At 65.7% G+C, this 17,667-nt stretch carries 16 protein-coding genes; 9 read left to right on the top strand and 7 right to left on the bottom strand.

Translation table 11 applies throughout. The annotated features are described in order from the left end of the window. Window positions 1-34: 34 nt before the first annotated feature. Complete coding sequence (gyrB, locus tag LQV39_RS15595; protein WP_230027044.1) at window positions 35-2,539, top strand: DNA topoisomerase (ATP-hydrolyzing) subunit B; 2,505 nt, start codon at window positions 35-37, stop codon at window positions 2,537-2,539. A 54-nt stretch (window positions 2,540-2,593) separates the two neighbouring features. Here gyrB and LQV39_RS15590 read toward each other — a convergent pair whose 3' ends face one another. After that, window positions 2,594-2,899, bottom strand: a complete 306-nt coding sequence (locus tag LQV39_RS15590; RefSeq protein WP_230027043.1) for a hypothetical protein — start codon at window positions 2,897-2,899, stop codon at window positions 2,594-2,596. A 139-nt stretch (window positions 2,900-3,038) separates the two neighbouring features. Here LQV39_RS15590 and LQV39_RS15585 point away from each other — a divergent pair, with 139 nt between their 5' ends. Continuing rightward, window positions 3,039-4,520 carry a TonB C-terminal domain-containing protein gene (locus LQV39_RS15585; RefSeq protein WP_230027042.1) on the top strand — a complete coding sequence of 494 codons (1,482 nt, stop codon included), beginning with the start codon at window positions 3,039-3,041 and terminating at the stop codon, window positions 4,518-4,520. 14 nt (window positions 4,521-4,534) lie between these two features. Here the strand turns inward: LQV39_RS15585 and LQV39_RS15580 are convergent, their stop codons facing one another. Both LQV39_RS15580 and LQV39_RS15575 read right to left on the bottom strand, forming a co-directional pair. Beyond that, window positions 4,535-5,662, bottom strand: coding sequence for an acyltransferase (locus tag LQV39_RS15580; protein ID WP_230027041.1), 1,128 nt, complete (start codon window positions 5,660-5,662; stop codon window positions 4,535-4,537). A 179-nt stretch (window positions 5,663-5,841) separates the two neighbouring features. Continuing rightward, entirely contained in the window at window positions 5,842-6,618 is a 777-nt protein-coding gene (locus LQV39_RS15575) for a hypothetical protein (RefSeq protein WP_230027040.1), read from the bottom strand. A 57-nt stretch (window positions 6,619-6,675) separates the two neighbouring features. Between LQV39_RS15575 and LQV39_RS15570 the strand changes: the two genes are divergently transcribed. The 6 genes from LQV39_RS15570 (at window position 6,676) to LQV39_RS15545 (ending at window position 12,533) form a co-directional block, all read left to right on the top strand. Further along, a complete protein-coding gene (locus tag LQV39_RS15570; RefSeq protein WP_230027039.1) occupies window positions 6,676-7,299 on the top strand; it encodes an HAD hydrolase-like protein in 624 nt (207 codons plus the stop codon). Between the two features lie 87 nt (window positions 7,300-7,386). Next, entirely contained in the window at window positions 7,387-7,839 is a 453-nt protein-coding gene (locus LQV39_RS15565; protein ID WP_230027038.1) for a MarR family winged helix-turn-helix transcriptional regulator, read from the top strand. Further along, the gene (locus tag LQV39_RS15560; protein ID WP_230027037.1) at window positions 7,836-9,869 is read left to right on the top strand and encodes an FUSC family protein; all 2,034 of its coding nucleotides are present in this window, start codon (window positions 7,836-7,838) and stop codon (window positions 9,867-9,869) included. Before LQV39_RS15565 ends, LQV39_RS15560 begins: the two co-directional genes overlap by 4 nt. Further along, window positions 9,866-10,072, top strand: a complete 207-nt coding sequence (locus tag LQV39_RS15555) for a DUF1656 domain-containing protein (protein WP_230027036.1) — start codon at window positions 9,866-9,868, stop codon at window positions 10,070-10,072. The genes LQV39_RS15560 and LQV39_RS15555 overlap by 4 nt, the downstream gene beginning before the upstream one ends. Window positions 10,073-10,080: 8 nt before the next feature. Then, a complete protein-coding gene (locus LQV39_RS15550; RefSeq protein ID WP_230027035.1) occupies window positions 10,081-11,040 on the top strand; it encodes an HlyD family secretion protein in 960 nt (319 codons plus the stop codon). After that, window positions 11,037-12,533: an efflux transporter outer membrane subunit gene (locus LQV39_RS15545; RefSeq protein ID WP_230027034.1), complete on the top strand. Its 1,497-nt coding sequence runs from the start codon at window positions 11,037-11,039 to the stop codon at window positions 12,531-12,533. Before LQV39_RS15550 ends, LQV39_RS15545 begins: the two co-directional genes overlap by 4 nt. A 130-nt stretch (window positions 12,534-12,663) precedes the next feature. On the opposite strand, the gene LQV39_RS15540 is transcribed toward LQV39_RS15545, so the two are convergent. The 3 genes from LQV39_RS15540 to LQV39_RS15530 are packed head-to-tail and all read right to left on the bottom strand — an operon-like array spanning window position 12,664 to window position 16,523. Then, on the bottom strand, window positions 12,664-14,871 hold the full coding sequence (locus tag LQV39_RS15540) for a xanthine dehydrogenase family protein molybdopterin-binding subunit (RefSeq protein ID WP_230027033.1): 2,208 nt from the start codon (window positions 14,869-14,871) through the stop codon (window positions 12,664-12,666). Further along, on the bottom strand, window positions 14,868-15,866 hold the full coding sequence (locus tag LQV39_RS15535) for a xanthine dehydrogenase family protein subunit M (protein ID WP_230027032.1): 999 nt from the start codon (window positions 15,864-15,866) through the stop codon (window positions 14,868-14,870). The genes LQV39_RS15540 and LQV39_RS15535 overlap by 4 nt, the downstream gene beginning before the upstream one ends. A gap of 12 nt (window positions 15,867-15,878) precedes the next feature. Beyond that, window positions 15,879-16,523: a (2Fe-2S)-binding protein gene (locus tag LQV39_RS15530; protein ID WP_374199437.1), complete on the bottom strand. Its 645-nt coding sequence runs from the start codon at window positions 16,521-16,523 to the stop codon at window positions 15,879-15,881. A 68-nt stretch (window positions 16,524-16,591) separates the two neighbouring features. On the opposite strand from LQV39_RS15530, the gene LQV39_RS15525 reads away from it, so the two are divergent. Further along, complete coding sequence (locus LQV39_RS15525; protein WP_230027031.1) at window positions 16,592-17,014, top strand: hypothetical protein; 423 nt, start codon at window positions 16,592-16,594, stop codon at window positions 17,012-17,014. Between the two features lie 4 nt (window positions 17,015-17,018). Here LQV39_RS15525 and LQV39_RS15520 read toward each other — a convergent pair whose 3' ends face one another. After that, the gene (locus tag LQV39_RS15520) at window positions 17,019-17,627 is read right to left on the bottom strand and encodes a phosphatase PAP2 family protein (RefSeq protein ID WP_230027030.1); all 609 of its coding nucleotides are present in this window, start codon (window positions 17,625-17,627) and stop codon (window positions 17,019-17,021) included. Window positions 17,628-17,667: the final 40 nt, after the last annotated feature.

Raw genomic sequence — 17,667 nt, 5'->3', positions numbered from 1 at the left:
CGGTCTGATTTACCCGTTATTTGAGAAAGCTGTCATGTCCGAGAACACTCAAGCAATTTTGGAATCCTCTTCTGCCAAGGCGGACGAGTACGGCGCCTCGTCGATTCAGATCCTCGAAGGCCTGGAGGCCGTGCGAAAGCGTCCGGGCATGTACATCGGCGACACCTCGGACGGCACCGGCCTGCACCACCTGGTGTTCGAAGTGCTGGACAACTCCATCGACGAAGCCCTGGCCGGCTATTGCACCGAGATCCACGTCACGATCCACTCCGACAACTCGATCTCGATCACCGACAACGGCCGCGGCATCCCGACCGGTGTCAAGATGGACGACAAGCACGAGCCGAAGCGCTCGGCGACCGAGATCGCCCTGACGGAACTGCACGCCGGCGGCAAGTTCAACCAGAACTCGTATAAAGTTTCCGGCGGCCTGCACGGCGTGGGCGTGTCCTGCGTGAACGCACTGTCGAAGCTGCTGCGCGTGACCGTGCGCCAAAAAGGCAAGGTGCACCAGCTGGAATTCTCGCGCGGCGTGCCGATGGACCGCATCATCGAAGTCGTCGACGGCGTCGAAGTCTCGCCGATGAAGATCCTCGGCGACACCGACAAACGCGGCACCGAAGTCCACTTCTGGGCCGACGAGGAAATCTTCACCCACGTCGAGTTCCACTACGAGATCCTGAGCAAGCGTATCCGCGAACTCTCCTTCCTGAACAACGGCGTCAACATCAAGCTGACCGACCAGCGCAACGGCAAGGAAGAAATTTTCGCGTTCGAAGGCGGCACCCGAGGTTTCGTCGAGTACATCAACAAGGCCAAGAGCGTCCTGCACCCGACCGTGTTCCAGGCCACCGGCGACCGCCAGTCGGACCAGGGCACCAACATCTCGGTGGACGTGTCGATGCAATGGAACGATTCGTACAACGAGCAGGTGCTGTGCTTCACCAACAACATCCCGCAGCGCGACGGCGGCACCCACCTGACCGGCCTGCGCGCGGCGATGACGCGCGTGATCAACAAGTACATCGACGAAAACGAATTCGCCAAGAAGGCCAAGGTCGAAATCTCGGGCGACGACATGCGCGAGGGCCTGACCTGCGTGCTGTCCGTCAAAGTGCCGGAGCCGAAGTTCTCGTCGCAGACCAAGGACAAGCTCGTGTCGTCGGAAGTGCGCGGCCCGGTCGAAGAGATCGTGGCGAAAACGCTCACCGACTTCCTGAACGAAAAGCCGAACGACGCCAAGATCATCTGCGGCAAAATCGTCGAAGCAGCACGCGCCCGTGAAGCGGCCCGTAAAGCCCGCGACCTGACCCGCCGCAAGGGCGTGATGGACGGGCTGGGCTTATCGTCCAAACTGGCCGACTGCCAGGAACGCGACCCGGCGCTGGCCGAGCTGTATATCGTCGAGGGTGACTCCGCAGGCGGTTCCGCCAAACAGGGCCGTGACCGCAAGTTCCAGGCCATCCTGCCGCTGCGCGGCAAGGTGCTGAACGTGGAAAAGGCGCGCTTCGAGAAGATGCTGTCGTCGGAGCAGATCACGACCCTGATCGCGACCCTCGGCACCTCGATCGGCCCGGACGAGTTCAACGTCGACAAGCTGCGCTACCACCGCATCATCATCATGACCGACGCGGACGTCGACGGCGCCCACATCCGCACCCTGCTGCTGACGCTGTTCTACCGCCAGATGCCGCAGCTGGTCGAACGTGGCCACATCTACATTGCCCAGCCGCCGCTGTACAAGGTCAAGGCCGGCCGCGACGAGCGCTACCTGAAGGACGACGTCGAAGAAGCCAGCTACATGATGCGCGTGGCGCTGAACACCGCCGCCCTGATCCCGCAGGACGGCGCGGCGCCGATCGTCGACGGCGACCTGGGCAACCTGGTCGAGAAGTACAACCGCGCCAACGCCATCATGATGCGACTGACACGCGTGATCGACCGCGCCGCCCTGTCCGCCATCATGACCGGCGTGACGCTGGACCTGAGCAGCCAGGAAGCCGCCGAGAAATCGGCCCAGGCCATGATGGATGCCATCAAGGATCCAAGCGTGAAGGTTGGCGTGCGCTCCGACGACCTGTCGGACAAGCACGCGCTGCGCATCGAGCGCATCCACCACGGCAACGTGCAGGTGACCTCGATCGACGCGGACTTCGTGGCCAGCGCCGACTACGCCACCTTGGCCAGCTCGGCCGCCACCTTCCAGGGCCTGATGGGCGAAGGCGCCATCATCCGCCGCGGCGAAGGCGAGAAGATGAAGGAATGCGCCGTGCGCGACTTCCAGCAGGCCATGGAATGGCTGCGCGAGGAAGCGGAACGTGGCGTTTCGAAGCAGCGTTATAAAGGTCTGGGTGAGATGAATCCCGAGCAGCTGTGGGAAACCACGATGGATCCTACCGTTCGCCGCCTGCTCAAGGTGCAGATCGAGGATGCGATTGCTGCGGACCAGATCTTTACGACCTTGATGGGCGATGAGGTCGAGCCGCGTCGTAACTTTATTGAGTCGAATGCGCTGCAGGCGGGGAATATTGACGTTTGATCCCTGCTTGATCGTCGCTTGATGCGAGAAGCCAGCCTTTCGGGGCTGGCTTTTTTATTTCGCGCGCACCCGGCGCGTTTGCGCTTTCTTTTTTTTCGGCGCCGGTGCAGGTGCGGGCGTTTCGACAATGTCGGCCGTGTCGGTACCGATGTCGAACTGGTTCAGGATCTGCATGATTGTTGAATTGGCCGCGTATTTCCGCTTCAGCTGAACCAATTCTTTTCCAGTCGTAGCGCATGATCCGTGCGGTTCGCAGCCTGCACGGAGGTCGATGAGGCGCTGGACGTCGCGCGGCAGGTAGTCCTGGCCCGATACGGAGAACGGCAACAGCATCGCAAAGCAGATGAGGAATCGTTTCACGATGGATGCTCCCTTGGCTGGCGAAGCGATTATTGAAATACGAAATCGACGTGGCAATGTTGAGGAAGAACAGGACAAAAAACCCACGCTTTCTTTGTTTTATATCAATAGCTGCTCTCTGCTGTGATAGGCTATTCTGATGTTTCCGACAGCCAGCACCGGGCGCCTTCATGGCCTTTTCATCCAGACCGATCAGCGGCGCATGAGCACCGCCTTGCTGGTCGCCGTGCTGCTGCACGCCATACTGCTCAGTATCACTTTCGGCGGCCAGACCTTCGGCTTGCCCGGCTTCAAGCTGCCCTGGAAACAAAAGCGGCTCGGCGCCGATGAGCTCCAGGTCATGCTCGCGCCCTTGCCAAGGCCGCCGGCCAAAGAAGCCAATCCCGTGCTCGCCTCCGAGGACGTCTCGACGATAGGCAGCACGGTGTCAGCCGTGTCGATTTCCCCCATTGCAACGCCAGCGCCCATGCCCAAGCCGGCGGCGGCCGCGGCGCCGGCATCCGCCGTCGAGCCCGTCGTGACCGCGAACAGGCAAGCTGTCGCATCGCTACCGATCGCCCCCGTGGCGCAACGGTCCCCGCCTCACCTCGATGACACGCCAACTCAAAGCACGACGCGCGATGTCGCCCAGCCCGCGCTCGAACAGGCGACGAATGACCGCGTGGCGCTCGACCAGGCGGGCGTCGAACGGGAAAAGCAACTCGCGGAAAACCTGAAGCAGGCCGAGTTGATGGCCGCCGCGCAGCGTGAAGCAGCACGCCAGGAGCTGCTTCGCGCAGAGGCTGCGCGCGCCGAGCAAGCCGCAAAGGACGAGGCTGCCCGACTGGCCGCCGCGAAGCAGGAACAGGAAAAAGCCGAGCTCCTTCGACAGGAAGCTGCGCGCAACGAAGCCATCCAGCGGGAACAGGCAAAGCAGGCGCAGCTGGAATTGCAGCGCCAGGAACGGCTCCGCCAGGAGGCTGTGCGGGAAGAACAGGCTAAACAGGCGCAACTGGAAGCGCAACGCCAGGAAGCAGCGCGTCAGGAGCAGGCCAGGCAAGCCGAGAAGGCACGCCAGGCGACAGAAAAGCAGGAGCAGGAGCGCACCGCCGACGCTGCACGTCAGGAAGCGGCAAGACTGGAGCAGGCCAAGAAGGATCAAGTCCTGCGCGACAAGGCCAAGTACGAAGCCGAGCGAGAGGAACGCCTCAAAGCCATCGGCAGGCAACTGAATCTGGAAGCGGCCCAACGCGATGCGGCATCCCGCGCGCCCCTCCCCTCGGCGAGCGCCCTGCGCCGCGGCTGGTTATTTGGCCGCGCCGATCCGAATGGCGATCTCGTTCTCTACGCGGAGACGATGAGCCGGAAGATCGAAAAGAACATGACTTTCGAGATGATCCGCGAGCTCGTCAAGCAGCCGCACAATCGCCCGACGGTGACGGTCGCGGTGCGGGCCGACGGCACTGTCGAGAAAGTGAGCTTCGTGACCTCGAGCGGCGTTCCCGCCATCGATGAAGCGATACGAAAAATCATCGCCAGCCAGGCGCCCTTTGGCGCTTTTCCGCCGTCGCTGGCGCGCCAGTACGACGTGATCGAAATCCGCCGCACCTGGATATTCGACGTTGCTGTCCGGCTGGAATAAAACATCCGCTCGGATTAACGAGATGCCCTCAGCTTTGCCACTGCCCGGCTTTGCATGCGCGGCTGGCTGAGCGTAAAACCCGTCAGCATCCGTCCCAGCGGCGTTTCCACCCAACGGTAAAAGGCTGCCCCGGCCGCCAGGCTGGCAAGCCACGCAATCACCATTCCGAAGGCCTGCTCGTGCGGCTGCTCCGACACGAAGCGGCTAAAGGCGGCATTCACGACCAGACAAACGGGAAAGTGGACGAGAAATACCGAAAACGAGATCGCCGCCAGGCGATTCACCAGTGTCCAGGCCTGGCTGCGGTAGTCCGCAAGCTTGATACGGCCGAACAGGAACAATACGCAAGCCACGACCAGCGCCACCGCGATCCGGCTACGGAATTCAAGGTTCAGTGCAATCAGGGTCGGCAGCACCGTTATCGCCAGCAGCAGCGCGACTTCACCGGGCTTGCGCGCCGGATCGCTCGCCCACCAGGCCAGCATGCCGAGTCCATAACTGCCGAAGAAATACGGCGCCCATACGTCCCAATCGGCGTCGCGATTGAAGTAGAACAGCGAAACGCCGACGCATAGCGCGACCAGCACCGGCATCAGCCAAGCTTGGCGCTGCTGTCCCGCAAAACTGCCGGCGCCCCATAGCAGCAAAGTCGTCAGCGCATACAGCTGAAAATCGATTGCGACATACCAGGCGCCGGCGGACAAGGCTTCGTAACCGAGTACGTCATGCATCAGCAGCAGATGCGCGCTCAATTGGGACAAGGTCGGCGGCGCCGAAATCGAATCGTGGGTCATCCATCCTCTCGCCACGGCGGAGGCGCCGATTGCCAGCAGCATCGCCGCCATGAAAGGCAGCGCCAACCTGATATAGCGGCGCCAGATCGTCGCGCCGGGATGGGCGATTGTTGGATGGGCCTGCGGAGAAAGGGATTTCGCGGCCAGGAAGCCGCCGACGACGAGGAATACCTGCACGGCGATGCGGCCGTATTCGTCGAGCCAGTCGATCAGCGCCGGCATCAGGGGACGCGCCTCGTCCGCCATTGGTCCATAGAAGGCCAGGTGGTGCAGGACGATCAGCTGTGCGGCGCCCGCCTTGAGCAGATTAATCAGGCCAAATTGTGTCGATCCCTTCTTTACCGTCATCAGCAATATCCTCAACAATGCGTTGCCCGACTCTCATCGAGCAACGCATTGCCGTCGATATTGCCGAACGGGCGCATGATAAAGGACGCTCAGCCTTTATGCCCACCCGTTACATTCAGTAACTTCCGTCAATACATATTCATTTCCTGCGATTTCCGCCGTTCTGTTGAGAGAAGCGCTCAGCCCCGCTTCAAGGACAGCACCATCCCCCGCTTGCTCAACACCTGCACCACCAGCGCCGCTCCCGCCGCCAGGCAGAACGCCAGCGCAATCGGCTGCCCGCGCAGCATCAGCGACAGCACCACGCAGAAGGTCGCGAATGCGTAATACCCCCGCGCCATGCCGAGCAGGATGTTGACCGCATAGGCGCGTCCCGAGGCTGCATGCGAGAAACCGACGATGATCGTGCCCATCACCGGGAACATCGCGAAGAAGCCGCTCAGGCGCGGGCCGATGCCGGCGGCAGCCCAGGTCACCACAAAACATAGCACCGCGCCGGCCAGCATCCGCAGCGGCAGGTCGTTCGGCTGCACAGCGCTACGTTCGGCAGCGCCGGACAGGCGCGGGAACAACCGCGGCGCCAGCGCCAGCACGCACAGGACCAGCAGGAAACCCGGCAGCAGCGGCAGTTCGACCAGCTGCAGGCCCGCCACCGCCGCGGCATACGCAGCCAGCGCCGTGCACAGAGAGCCAGACACGCCGAAGCGCCCCGAAGCCCAGGCATACGCAATGCAGAACACCAGCACCGCAATCACGGCGATCAGGGTGTGCGCGGCAGCCGTCGCCACGAAGCCCGGTCCCTGCTCGATCGCCATCGTCAGCAGGATCGGTCCGGCGACGATGGGCAGCGCGGAAAACCAGCCGGCCGCATTCGGTCCCCAGCGGCGGCCGATCAGGGTCACGAGGTAGATCAGGGAAGGAACGAGGCACAGCTTCAGCAGGAGGACGGTGGTCAAGGCGGGGCTCGGGATCATGTATAGTCGAGCCGACAATTATCCCACGCTGCTGTGCCCATGACTTACCGACTCGCCATCTTCGACTTCGACGGCACCCTGGCCGATTCCTTCCCCTTCTTCCTCAGCGTCTTCAACACCATCGCCGACCGCCATGGCTTCAGGCGCATCGACACGGCCAGGGCCGGCGAGCTGCGGCACTACGGCGTGCGGCAGATGATGGAGCACGTCGGCATGCCGGCCTGGAAGCTGCCGGCGGCCTCCCGTACTTTCATGGCGATGATGAAGGAGAACGCCGGCGCGATATCTCTCTTCGACGGCATCGCCGATGCCTTGCGCTTCCTGCATGCGCAGGGGGTGCTGGTGACGGTGGTGTCCTCGAACTCCGAGCACAACGTGCGCACAGTGCTGGGACCGGAGCTGGCGGCGCTGGTGGCGCAGTTCGACTGCGGCATGTCGATCTTCGGCAAGACCAGCCGCATCCGGGCGGTGCTGAAGCGCTGCGGCGTAGCGCCGCGGGATGCCATCTATATTGGCGACCAGGGGACGGATGCGGAGGCTTCGCGCAAGGCGGGGGTGGACTTCGGGGCGGTGCATTGGGGGTATGCCACCATCGAGGCGCTGCGGCAGCACGGCTGCGCCGATGAATTCACCACGCCGCAGGATCTACACCGTATCGCGTAGGGTGGGCGCCACGTGCCCACCTACTTGAACGAAAATACTTCGCATGCTAAACTTTCGTACTCAAAAGGTATCTACGCGAACTAAAACATGCGCCTATCGGACCAGACCCTCAGCAGTCTCACCGCCGCCCTCACCCTCTCCTCGCGCGTCTACCGCGCCGCCGCCGACAAGGTCGCGGCCGACTATGGCCTGTCGCAGGCGACCGGCCTGCCGGTGCTGGTCATCAGCCGCTTCGGCGAGAACGGCGTGCGTCCGGGCGTGCTGGCCGAGACGCTCAGCCTGGAGCCTTCGTCGCTGGTGCGCGTGGTCGATCATCTGCTCGAATCCGGCCTGCTCGAGCGCCATGAGGACCCGAACGACCGCCGCGCCAAGATCCTGCGCCTGACCGCGGAAGGCCAGAAGACGGCCGACCTGATGGATTCCGCGCTGCGTCCCTTCCGCCGCAAGCTGTTCGGCGCCTTCGACCCAAGCGACGTCGAAGCCTGCCTGCGCGTGCTGGCCGGCCTGCCGGACGTGATTGCGAGCATGGCCAGCGAATGAAGTTGGCCAGCAAGACGGAGATCCTGTTCTCCGTGAAGTCGTTCGCGGCAGCGATGCTTGCGGTGTACATCTCGATGCGCATCGGACTGCCGCGCCCTTTCTGGGCGATGATGACCGCCTATATCGTCAGCGCGCCCTTCGCCGGTCCGACCCGCTCCAAAGGGTTCTACCGTGCGGGCGGCACGCTGCTGGGCGCCATCGCCGTCACCTTCCTGGTGCCGCGGCTGGCGAATTCGCCCGAGCTGCTGTCGCTCGCGCTGGCGCTGTGGATCGGCGGCTGCCTGTACTTCTCGCTGCTCGACCGCACCCCGCGCTCCTACCTGCTGATGCTGGCCGGGTACACGGCCGGCCTGATCGCCTTCCCCGCGGTCGGCGAACCCGGCGCCATCTTCGACATCGCCCTCGCCCGGGTGGAGGAGATCACGCTCGGCATGACCTGCGCCACCGTGATCCACAGCCTGGTGCTGCCCCAGCCTTTCGGCCCGGTGCTGCTGGCGCGCCTCGACCATGCGGTGCAGGACGCCCAGCACTGGATCCGCGATGCGCTGAATCCGGCCGGCGACACCCGCTCGGCCTCGGACCGCCGCAAGCTGGCCGGCGACATCACCGAGCTGCGCGTGATGAGCACCCACCTGCCCTTCGACACCTCGCATCTGCGCTGGACCGGGACGGCCGTCAACGCCCTGCAGGAACGCCTGGCGCAGTTCGTGCCGGTGGTGTCCGGCATCGAAGACCGCCTGACCGCCCTGCGCGAGATGGGCGCGGCCGAATCCTCGGAACGCTGGCACACCCTGCTGCATGACGTGACGGCACTGGTCGATACGCCAAAGGACACCGCGCTCGATGCCCCCGGCCGCGAACTGCATGCCCGCATCGACGCGCTGGCACCCAGGGCCAGCCGCGCGCTTGGCTGGAGCGGCCTGATCGAACTGAACCTGGCCGCGCGCCTGCACCGCCTGGTCGACCTGTGCGTCGAGACCCGCACCCTGCGCCAGCACATCGACGCCGGCGTGCACGGCAAGCTGCCGGAAGCGGTGCGCCGCCTGCCCGGCGTGCCGCCGAGCGCCCTGCACCAGGACCGCGGCATGGCCCTGCTGTCGGCCTTTGCCGCCGTCGTCGCCACGCTGGCCTGCTGCGCCTTCTGGATCATGACCGGCTGGCCCTCGGGCGCCGCGGCGCCGATGATGGCGGCGGTGCTGTGCTGCTTCTTCTCGACCCAGGACGACCCGGTCCCCTTCATCAAGGGCTTCCTGGTTTATACGGTTTATTCGATTCCGGTGTCGGCCCTGTACCTGCTTGGCATCCTGCCTGCCGTGCACGGCTTCGAGATGCTGGTACTGGTATGCGCACCGACCTTCCTGCTGATGGGCGTGTGGATTGCGCGCCCCTCCACGTTCGGACGCGCCATGCCCTTCCTGTTCGGCCTGTGCGGCACGCTGGCCCTGATCGATACGCATACGGCGGACGTCGTCTCGTTCACCAACGGCATGCTGTCGCAGATCCTGGGCCTGGTGGCGGCCGCGGTGGCGACTGGCGTGCTGCGCACCGTCGGCGCCGGCTGGACCGCGCGCCGCCTGCTGAAGGCCGGCTGGAGCGAGCTGGCGCGCCTCGGCAGTGGCGAACGCGTGACCTCGCTGGCCGAATTCTCGGCGCGCATGGTCGACCGCGTCGGCCTGCTGACGCCGCGCCTTGCACTGGCGGGCGCGCAGCAGGACCTGCAGGCGGCCGACGCGCTGCGCGACCTGCGCATCGGCCTGAACATGACCATCCTGCAGGACGTGCGCGGCCAGCTGGGCCGCGGCGAGGCCGCGGTCAAGCCGCTGATGGCGCAACTGTCGCGTCACTTCGCGTTGCGTCCAGGCCTCGACCAGGACTGCGAATCGCGCCTGCTCGGCACCCTCGACAACGCCCTGCGCGCCATTTGCGCCGGCGCCCGCGACGCCTCCCAGCTTGAAGCCCTGGCCGCGCTCACCGGCATGCGCCGCGACCTGTTCCCGCAAGCCGCCCCTTTCAGTATGGAGATCCGATGATCGGCGAAGTCAGCATCTACGGCCTCTACCTTCCTCCGCTCCTGCTGCTCACGCTGGCGGCGCTGGTGGTGTCGAGGCTGCTCAACCTGGTCCTGGCACGGACCAGTTTCTACCGCCTGGTGTGGCACCCGGCGCTGTTCGATTTTTCCCTGTTCGTCATCGTGCTCGGCGCGCTGACCTACTTCACACGCAACTGGTCCTGAACATGGCTATGAAAATTTCGTTCCCGGCAGTCGGCCGGATGGGTATCACATTGGCCTTCGCCGCCGGCGCGGTCTATGCGGGCTGGCAGATGTGGCGCCACTACGAGGTCGAGCCCTGGACCCGCGACGGCCGCGTCAAGGCCTATGTGGTGCAGGTGGCGCCGGACGTCACCGGCCAGGTCACCAAGGTCTACGTGCACGACAACGAGCATGTGGCTGCCGGTGCGCCGCTGTTCGAGATCGACCGTGCGCGCTTCGAACTGGCCCTGCGCCAGGCCGAGGCCCAGGTGATCGCTGCCAGGGCCGCGCTGGCCCAGGCGCAGCGCGAGAACAAGCGTAACACCCAGCTCGACGACCTCGTCTCGCAGGAGACCCGCGAGCAGGGCCAGACCCGCAGCGACCAGGCGCGCGCTGCGCTGGCCCAGGCCGAAGTCAACCGCGACACCGCGAAGCTGAACCTGGAGCGCTCGCACGTGGTGTCGGCGGTGGACGGCATCGTCACCAACCTCGACCTGCGCGAAGGCGCCTACGCCACCGCGGCCCGCCCGGTGATGGCGCTGGTCGACCGCAGCACCTTCTATGTCGAAGGCTATTTCGAAGAGACCAAGCTGCCCGGCATCCAGGTCGGCGACAAGGTCGAAGTGACCCTGATGGGCACGCGCCAACCGATCGCCGGCCACGTCGAGAGCTTCGCGGAAGGCATCGCCGACCGCGACCGCTCTACCGGCGCCAACATGCTGCCGAACGTGAACCCGACCTTCAACTGGGTCCGCCTGGCGCAGCGCATCCCGGTGCGCATTGCCCTCGACCCGCTGCCGGCCAGCGTGCGCCTGGTGGCTGGCCAGACTGCGACCGTGAAGGTGCTGCCCGGCGCGCCCTCAGTTGCACCCGCGGCTGCACCCGCTGCAGCTCCCGCCGCCGCACCCAAGGCAGTCGCCGCCGCGACGAACACGAAGAAACGATCATGAGCCTCACGTATAGAACCCTTACGCTGACGGTGCTGGCAAGCGCGCTGGCCGCCTGCACGACCGTCGGCCCCGACTACCATGTGCCCAAGGAGGCCGTGGTCAAGCGCGACGCCGCGAATGCGAAATTCATGGGCGCGGCCGAGCAGCCTTATCAATCCGAGCCGCTGCCCGCCGACTGGTGGCGCCTGTACCAGGACCCGGTGCTCGACAAGCTGGTGGCGAAAGCCTTCGCCGCCAACGCCGACCTGCGCGTGGCCGCCGCCAACCTGTCGCGCACGCACGCGGTGCTGGAAGAAGTCGAAGAGAAGAAGCGTCCGGAAGTCGAGATGGCGGCAGCGCCGCTGTATGGCCGCATCGCCGGCGCCTCGATCGGCCTGCCGGAGCAGCTGCCGCGAACCGGCATCTACGATGGCGACATCAAGGTGGCCTACCAGCTCGACATGTTCGGCCGCATCCGCCGCGCCATCGAAGCCGCCGAGGCCGACCTGGATGCCGCGCAGGCCGCCGCCGACGTCGCCCACGTGATGGTCGCCGCCGACACCACCCGCGCCTACGCGGAAGCCTGCTCGGCCGGCTACCAGCTGAAGGTGGCCCAGCAGTCGGTGGACCTGCAGCAGAAGTTCGTCAAGCTGACCGGCGAGCGCGTGCAGCGCGGCCGCGGCATCGCCATCGACAACAGCCGCGCCCAGGCCCAGCTCGACCAGTTGCGCGCCAACCTGCCGCCGCTGATGGCGCGCCAGCGCACCGCCCTGTACCGCCTGGCGGTGCTGACCGGCGAAGTGCCGAGCGCCTTCCCGGCCGAGGTGGCAAAGTGCACGACCCCGCCGCGCGTGGCCAGCGCGATCCCGGTCGGCGACGGCGCCGCCCTGCTGCGCCGCCGCCCGGACGTGCGCCAGGCCGAGCGCCTGCTGGCCGGCGCCACCGCGCGCATCGGCGTCGCCACCGCGGAGCTGTACCCGAACATCACGCTGGGCGCCTCCTTCGGCGGCGTCGGCTTCATGGACCAGTTTGGCGATGCGAACACCTGGAAGTTCACGCTCGGCCCGCTGATCTCCTGGAACCTGCCTTCGACCAGCTCGGCGCGCGTGCACATCGCCCAGGCCAAGGCGGGGACCGAAGGTGCGCTGGCACGCTTCGATTCGGTGGTGCTGAATGCGCTGCGCGAAACGGAATCGGCGCTGACGGTGTATGCGCGTGAACTCGACCGCAATGCGATGCTGCGCGCGGCGCGCGACCAGAGTGCGCTGGCTTCCCGCCAGACCGGCAAGCTGTACCAGTTCGGGCGTACCGATTTCCTGGCGGCGCTGGATGCGGATCGTACGCTGGCGACGGCGGAGAATATGCTGGCGGCGTCGGATGCGCAGTTGGCGGCGGATCAGGTGCAGCTTTTCCTGGCTTTAGGCGGCGGGTGGGAGAATACCCACGCGAAGCATGGTGAAGAGAAGGCCGAGCACGGGGCGGTTGCGCACCAGGCGGCGAATACTCACCACTAACGCTCGTCGTTCCCGCGAAGGCGGGAACCCAAGTTCGTCGCGGACTGGCGGCGTTTGCTTTGGCTACTCACGCAAACTTGGATTCCCGCCTGCGCGGGAATGACGTGCAAAGGGTGCGGGCTCGCGGCGGCTAGAGCAGCTTATCCAGCGTCACCGGCAAATCCCTTACCCGCTTCCCAGTCGCGTGAAACACCGCATTCGCAATCGCCGCCCCGACCCCGGTAATCCCGATCTCGCCTATCCCCTTCGCCCCCAGCGGATTCACATGTGGATCGTCCTCATCGACGATCTGCACATCGATCCCCTGCACATCCGCATTGACCGGCACGTGGTACTCGGCCAGGTTGCCGTTCACCGCGCGACCGTTGCGTTTGTCGATGACGGTTTCCTCGAGCAGCGCCAGCCCGATGCCCCAGACGATGCCGCCCATCAGCTGGCTGTAGCCCGTCTTCTCGTTCATCAGCTTGCCCACCCCATAGACGCCGACCACGCGCGGTACGCGGATCTCGCCCAGGTCCTCATCGACGGTGACCTCGACGAACACGGCGCCGAAGGCGTGCATCGAGTACTTCTTCTTTTCGTCGCCGGGTTCGGCCTTGGCCGTGACCTCGACCGGCGCGCCGTGGCGGGCGACGATGGCGGCCATGGCTTCGCGCCGCGCCGGTTTCGCCAGCAGATACAGCTCGCCATTCTCGAAGCCGATCTGCTCGGCGGTGCTGCCGAACAACGGCGATGCCTGGTCAGCCAAGGCGATGCCGATCAGCTTCAGCCGCAGCGCATGGCCGGCCGCCTGCACCGCCGGGCCGACGCTGGCCACGGTGGTCGAGCCGCCGGACACCGGCGCTTCCGGCATCTGCGAATCGCCGAGTTCGAAGCGCACCTGCTCCACCTTCAGGCCGATCGAATGCGCCGCAATCTGGGTCATCACGGTATAGGTGCCGGTGCCCAGGTCCTGGGTGGCGGAACGGAACAGCGCCGTGCCGTCCGCGTTCAGGGTGGCCGAGCACTCACCCGCAGAACGGTTGGTGGGATAAGTGGCGGTCGCCATGCCCCAGCCCACCAGCTTGTTCCCCTGCTTCATGGAGCGTGGCTGCGGTTTGCGGTCTTTCCAGCCGAAGCGCTCGGCGCCGATCTCGTAGCACTGGCGCAGCGACTTGCTCGACCACGGCAAGTCCTTGCCCGGGTCCTTCTCCGTGTAGTTCTTCAGGCGCAGCGCCAGCGGGTCCATGTTCAGTTCATACGCCAGTTCATCCATCGCCGATTCGAGCGCGAAGGAGCCGCTGGCCTCGCCGGGCGCGCGCATGAAGGTCGGTGTGCCCAGGTTCATGCTGGCCAGGCGGTGCGTGGTCTCCTGGTTCGGGCTCTCGTACATCATGCGCGAGACGATGCCGCAGGGTTCGATCCAGTCTTCGATGGTCGAGGTGTAGGCGATGGTGTCGTGGCTGGACGCCAGCAGGCGCCCGTCCTCCATCGCGCCCAGCCGGTAGCGCTGTTCGGTGTTGGGCCGCTGGCCCACCGGGCCGAACATCTGGCTGCGGTCCAGTGACAGCTTGACCGGGCGTCCCAGCATCCTGGCCGCCATCGCCGTCAGCGGACCGTGCGACCAGATCGAGCCCTTCGAGCCGAAGCCGCCGCCGGTGTAGGGGCAGATCGCGGTCACGTTCTCGGGCGGGATGCCGAAGATCGCGGCGACGATGCGCTGCACGCCCTTCATGTACTGGGTCGATTCGTGGATGGTGAGTTTATCGCCATCCCACTCTGCGATGGTGGCGTGGGTCTCGAGCGGATTGTGGTTCTCGATCGGCGTCGTATAGGTTTCGTCGATGCGTACGCTGGATGCCAGCAGGCCGTCGGCCAGGTCGCCGCGCCTGGTGTCCGTCTCTTCGGTCAGCACCTTTTCGGGCGCGTGGAGCTTCTGCCTGGCCTGCTCGAAGTCGAGCACCGCTTCCTTGCGCTCGTACTCGATCGTCAAGCGGGCCGCGGCCTCGCGCGCGTGCTCGAAGGTGTCGGCCACGACCACCGCGATCGGCTGGTTGTTGTAATAGACCTCGTCTTCCTGCAGCAGCGTGAGGCGGCGGCCGATGGGCGGCTGCAGCTTGCCGTCCCTGGTGTCCTTCGGCAGGCGCATGGCGTTCTGCGGGGTCATCACCAGCAGCAGGCCGGGCACTTCGCGCGCCGCGCTGTCGTCGATGCGGACTACTCGGCCGCTGGGAATCGTGCTGGTGACCAGCACAGCATGGGTCAAGCCCTCGATCTGGTGCTCGGCCGTGTAGTGGGCCGCGCCGCTGACCTTGGCCCAGGCGTCGGTACGGTTGATGGGTGCGCCGATGCCGTTCATGCCTGACCTCCCGATTTGCGGATCACGGTTTGCAGCGCACGCACGACCGCACGCTGCGCCAGTTCGACCTTGAAGGCATTGCCCGGATAAGGCCTGGCGCCGCTCACTACGGCTTCGCCTGCGCGCGCCAGCAGCTCTGCGCTGACCGCCTGGCCGCGCAGCAGCGTCTCCGCCTCGGCCGCGCGCCAGGGTTTATGGGCCACGCCGCCGAGCGCGATGCGCACGTCGCGGATGTTCCCGTTTTCGAGGTCGACGGCGGCCGCCACCGACACCAGCGCGAACGCGTAGCTGGCGCGGTCGCGCACCTTCAGATAATGCGAGTGCCGCGCGAAGGGCATCGGCGGCAGCTCGACCGCCACGATCAGCTCTCCGGGCCGGATCACGGTGTCGATTTCCGGATGGTCTTCCGGCAGGCGATGAAAGTCGACCAGCGGCACCTGGCGTTCGCCGTCCGGTCCCTGCAGATGCACCACCGCGTCGAGCGCGGCCAGCGCCACCGCCATGTCCGAGGGATGGGTCGCGATGCAGTGTTCGCTGGTGCCGAGGATGGCGTGGATGCGCTGGTGGCCGTCGAGGGCGTCACAGCCCGAGCCCGGATCGCGCTTGTTACAGTGGCTGAAGGCCGGGTCGGTGAAGTAATAGCAGCGGGTGCGCTGCAGCAGGTTGCCGCCGACCGTCGCCATGTTCCGCAGCTGGGTAGTGGCGCCATTCAGCAGGGCCTCGGACAGCATGCGGTAGCGCTGGCGCACCAGCGGGTCGGTGCCGACCGCGGTATTGCTCGCCATCGCGCCGATGCGCAGCCCGCCGCCGGGCAGCTCCTCGATGCGGGAGAGCGAAAGGCGGCTCACGTCGACCAGGCGCACCGGCTTCTCGATGCCGCTCTTGTACAGGTCCAGCAGATTGGTGCCGCCGCCGATGAATTTCGCGCCGGGTTCGCGCGCCAGCTCGATCGCGTGGTTCACGTCGCGGGCGCGGTCGTAGAAGATCGATTGCATAAGCTCCCTTTCTCAGGCCTGGCGCAGCACGACGCTGTGGATCGCCTTGACGATGTTCGGGTAGGCGCCGCAACGGCACAGGTTGCCGCTCATGCGCTCGCGGATCTCGTCCTCGCTGAGGGAGGCCGGCTCCAGCTGCTCGCCCTCGGTGACGGCGCTGGCCTGGCGCTGCTTGATCTCGTCGAGCAGGGCCACCGCCGAACAGACCTGGCCCGGCGTGCAGTAGCCGCATTGAAAACCGTCGCAGTCCATGAAGGCCTGCTGCATCGGGTGCGGCTGGTCTTGCCGGCCGAGACCCTCCACCGTCGTGATCTCGCGGCCGTCGTGCATCACCGCCAGGGTCAGGCAGGAATTGATGCGCTGGCCGTCCACCAGCACGGTGCAGGCGCCGCACTGGCCGCGGTCGCAGCCCTTCTTGGTGCCGGTCAGGTGCAGCACTTCGCGCAACGCATCGAGCAGGGAGACGCGCGGTTCGATCGTCAGCTGGTGCTCGGCGCCGTTGATGCGCAACGTGAGCGGCTGCGGCGGCGCATAGGAAGCCTGGGGCGCGGCCATCTGCCCGCCCAGGCGCTGTTCATCTTGTGGCATGGTTTCGCTCGCTTTCCAAAAATCGCCGGAACTTCCGTCGATAAATGATGGCGGAAATCGCAAAACCACGGAGCGCGCATCGATATCGTTCCGTCAAGAAATCAATCGCTCAGGACGAGTTGTTTTATACTTCGGCCATGACCAAACGCGCCCTTTCGCTCCTGCTCCCGCTGCTGCTGGCCGGCTGCGTCAACGAAACCGCCAGCTATGCCATCGACGGCAGCGATCACGCCCTGACCGTGATCGTCACGCAGGATTATTTCTGGAGCAAGCAGGCCGGCCTGCGCCTGATCGCGTCGCGGCTGCCGGATTGCCAGCGCCAGTTCGACCTCGGCAAGACCCCGATGGCCGACCTGAACATCGAGTTGTTCTCGACCGGCGAGGACAGTTTCCTGCTGCGCTCCGGCGACGATATGTGGCAGGTCGAGACCCAGAATTGCACCAAGCTGCCTTCAGTATCCGAGAATGTGCAGGCCCAGCCGATCGGCGTGTTCCATCTGGACGGCTCGAAGAAACTGGTGTTCGAACCCGCGGAAGGCGCGGTCGCGTCCTCGCAATAGGTTCTTAGGGGCGCAGCCAGCCGCGCGCGATCGGACCCGCCAGCAGGCGCCGGTACAGCGCGCCCAGCGAGACGGTGAGCGCCCCGCACAGCGACTCCAGCAGGCGCGCATGGAACAGCCAGGTAACGCCCAGCGCCATGACCAGCGCGCCCAGCATGTCCATTGGCCAATGCACCCCAAGGAAGACACGCGCCCACGCGACGACGAAGGCCAGCGGCAGTATCGAGCGGCCGAAGCGCTTCGCCGCCGGCACGCTGGAGGTCGCCAGCACCAGCGCCACGGTGAACATGATGGTGCCATGGTCGCTCGGGAAGGAACTGTCCGGCGCATGGTGCAGGAAGCTGTGGCCGACGCCGGCGGCGAAGGGACGCGCGTGGTACCACAGCAGGCCGATCACCAGATTGAGCCCCAGCGCGCAGCCGGTCGCGGCCAGCGCTTTCACCGCCGCCGCGCGCTGGGCGCCGGCCCCGCTCATCCACAGGCCGGTCAAGCCGATCGGCACCAGCAAGACCAGCCATTCGGCACAGAACAGGGCCAGCTCCAGACGCCAGCCCTGCAGACCGGCGTTGGCGTTGAGCATGGCAAACCACAGCTGATTGATGTTCTCTAGCATGATGAAGCGACATTTGATGACTTGTTTCGACTTTATCAGC

This window comes from Massilia sp. Bi118 (assembly GCF_918697865.1).
Lineage (GTDB): Bacteria > Pseudomonadota > Gammaproteobacteria > Burkholderiales > Burkholderiaceae_D > Telluria.
This window is presented reverse-complemented; position numbering and strand designations above follow the sequence as displayed.

Excerpts from the sequence above, each read along its gene's own strand:
- LQV39_RS15540 (WP_230027033.1), bottom strand. The coding sequence starts at position 14,871 with ATGAACGGCATCGGCGCACCCATCAACCGTACCGACGCCTGGGCCAAG.
- LQV39_RS15525 (WP_230027031.1), top strand. The coding sequence starts at position 16,592 with ATGACCAAACGCGCCCTTTCGCTCCTGCTCCCGCTGCTGCTGGCCGGC.
- LQV39_RS15560 (WP_230027037.1), top strand. The coding sequence starts at position 7,836 with ATGAAGTTGGCCAGCAAGACGGAGATCCTGTTCTCCGTGAAGTCGTTC.
- LQV39_RS15545 (WP_230027034.1), top strand. The coding sequence starts at position 11,037 with ATGAGCCTCACGTATAGAACCCTTACGCTGACGGTGCTGGCAAGCGCG.
- LQV39_RS15535 (WP_230027032.1), bottom strand. The coding sequence starts at position 15,866 with ATGCAATCGATCTTCTACGACCGCGCCCGCGACGTGAACCACGCGATC.
- LQV39_RS15580 (WP_230027041.1), bottom strand. The coding sequence starts at position 5,662 with ATGACGGTAAAGAAGGGATCGACACAATTTGGCCTGATTAATCTGCTC.
- LQV39_RS15570 (WP_230027039.1), top strand. The coding sequence starts at position 6,676 with ATGACTTACCGACTCGCCATCTTCGACTTCGACGGCACCCTGGCCGAT.
- LQV39_RS15565 (WP_230027038.1), top strand. The coding sequence starts at position 7,387 with ATGCGCCTATCGGACCAGACCCTCAGCAGTCTCACCGCCGCCCTCACC.
- LQV39_RS15520 (WP_230027030.1), bottom strand. The coding sequence starts at position 17,627 with ATGCTAGAGAACATCAATCAGCTGTGGTTTGCCATGCTCAACGCCAAC.
- gyrB (WP_230027044.1), top strand. The coding sequence starts at position 35 with ATGTCCGAGAACACTCAAGCAATTTTGGAATCCTCTTCTGCCAAGGCG.
- LQV39_RS15585 (WP_230027042.1), top strand. The coding sequence starts at position 3,039 with ATGTTTCCGACAGCCAGCACCGGGCGCCTTCATGGCCTTTTCATCCAG.
- LQV39_RS15550 (WP_230027035.1), top strand. The coding sequence starts at position 10,081 with ATGAAAATTTCGTTCCCGGCAGTCGGCCGGATGGGTATCACATTGGCC.
- LQV39_RS15555 (WP_230027036.1), top strand. The coding sequence starts at position 9,866 with ATGATCGGCGAAGTCAGCATCTACGGCCTCTACCTTCCTCCGCTCCTG.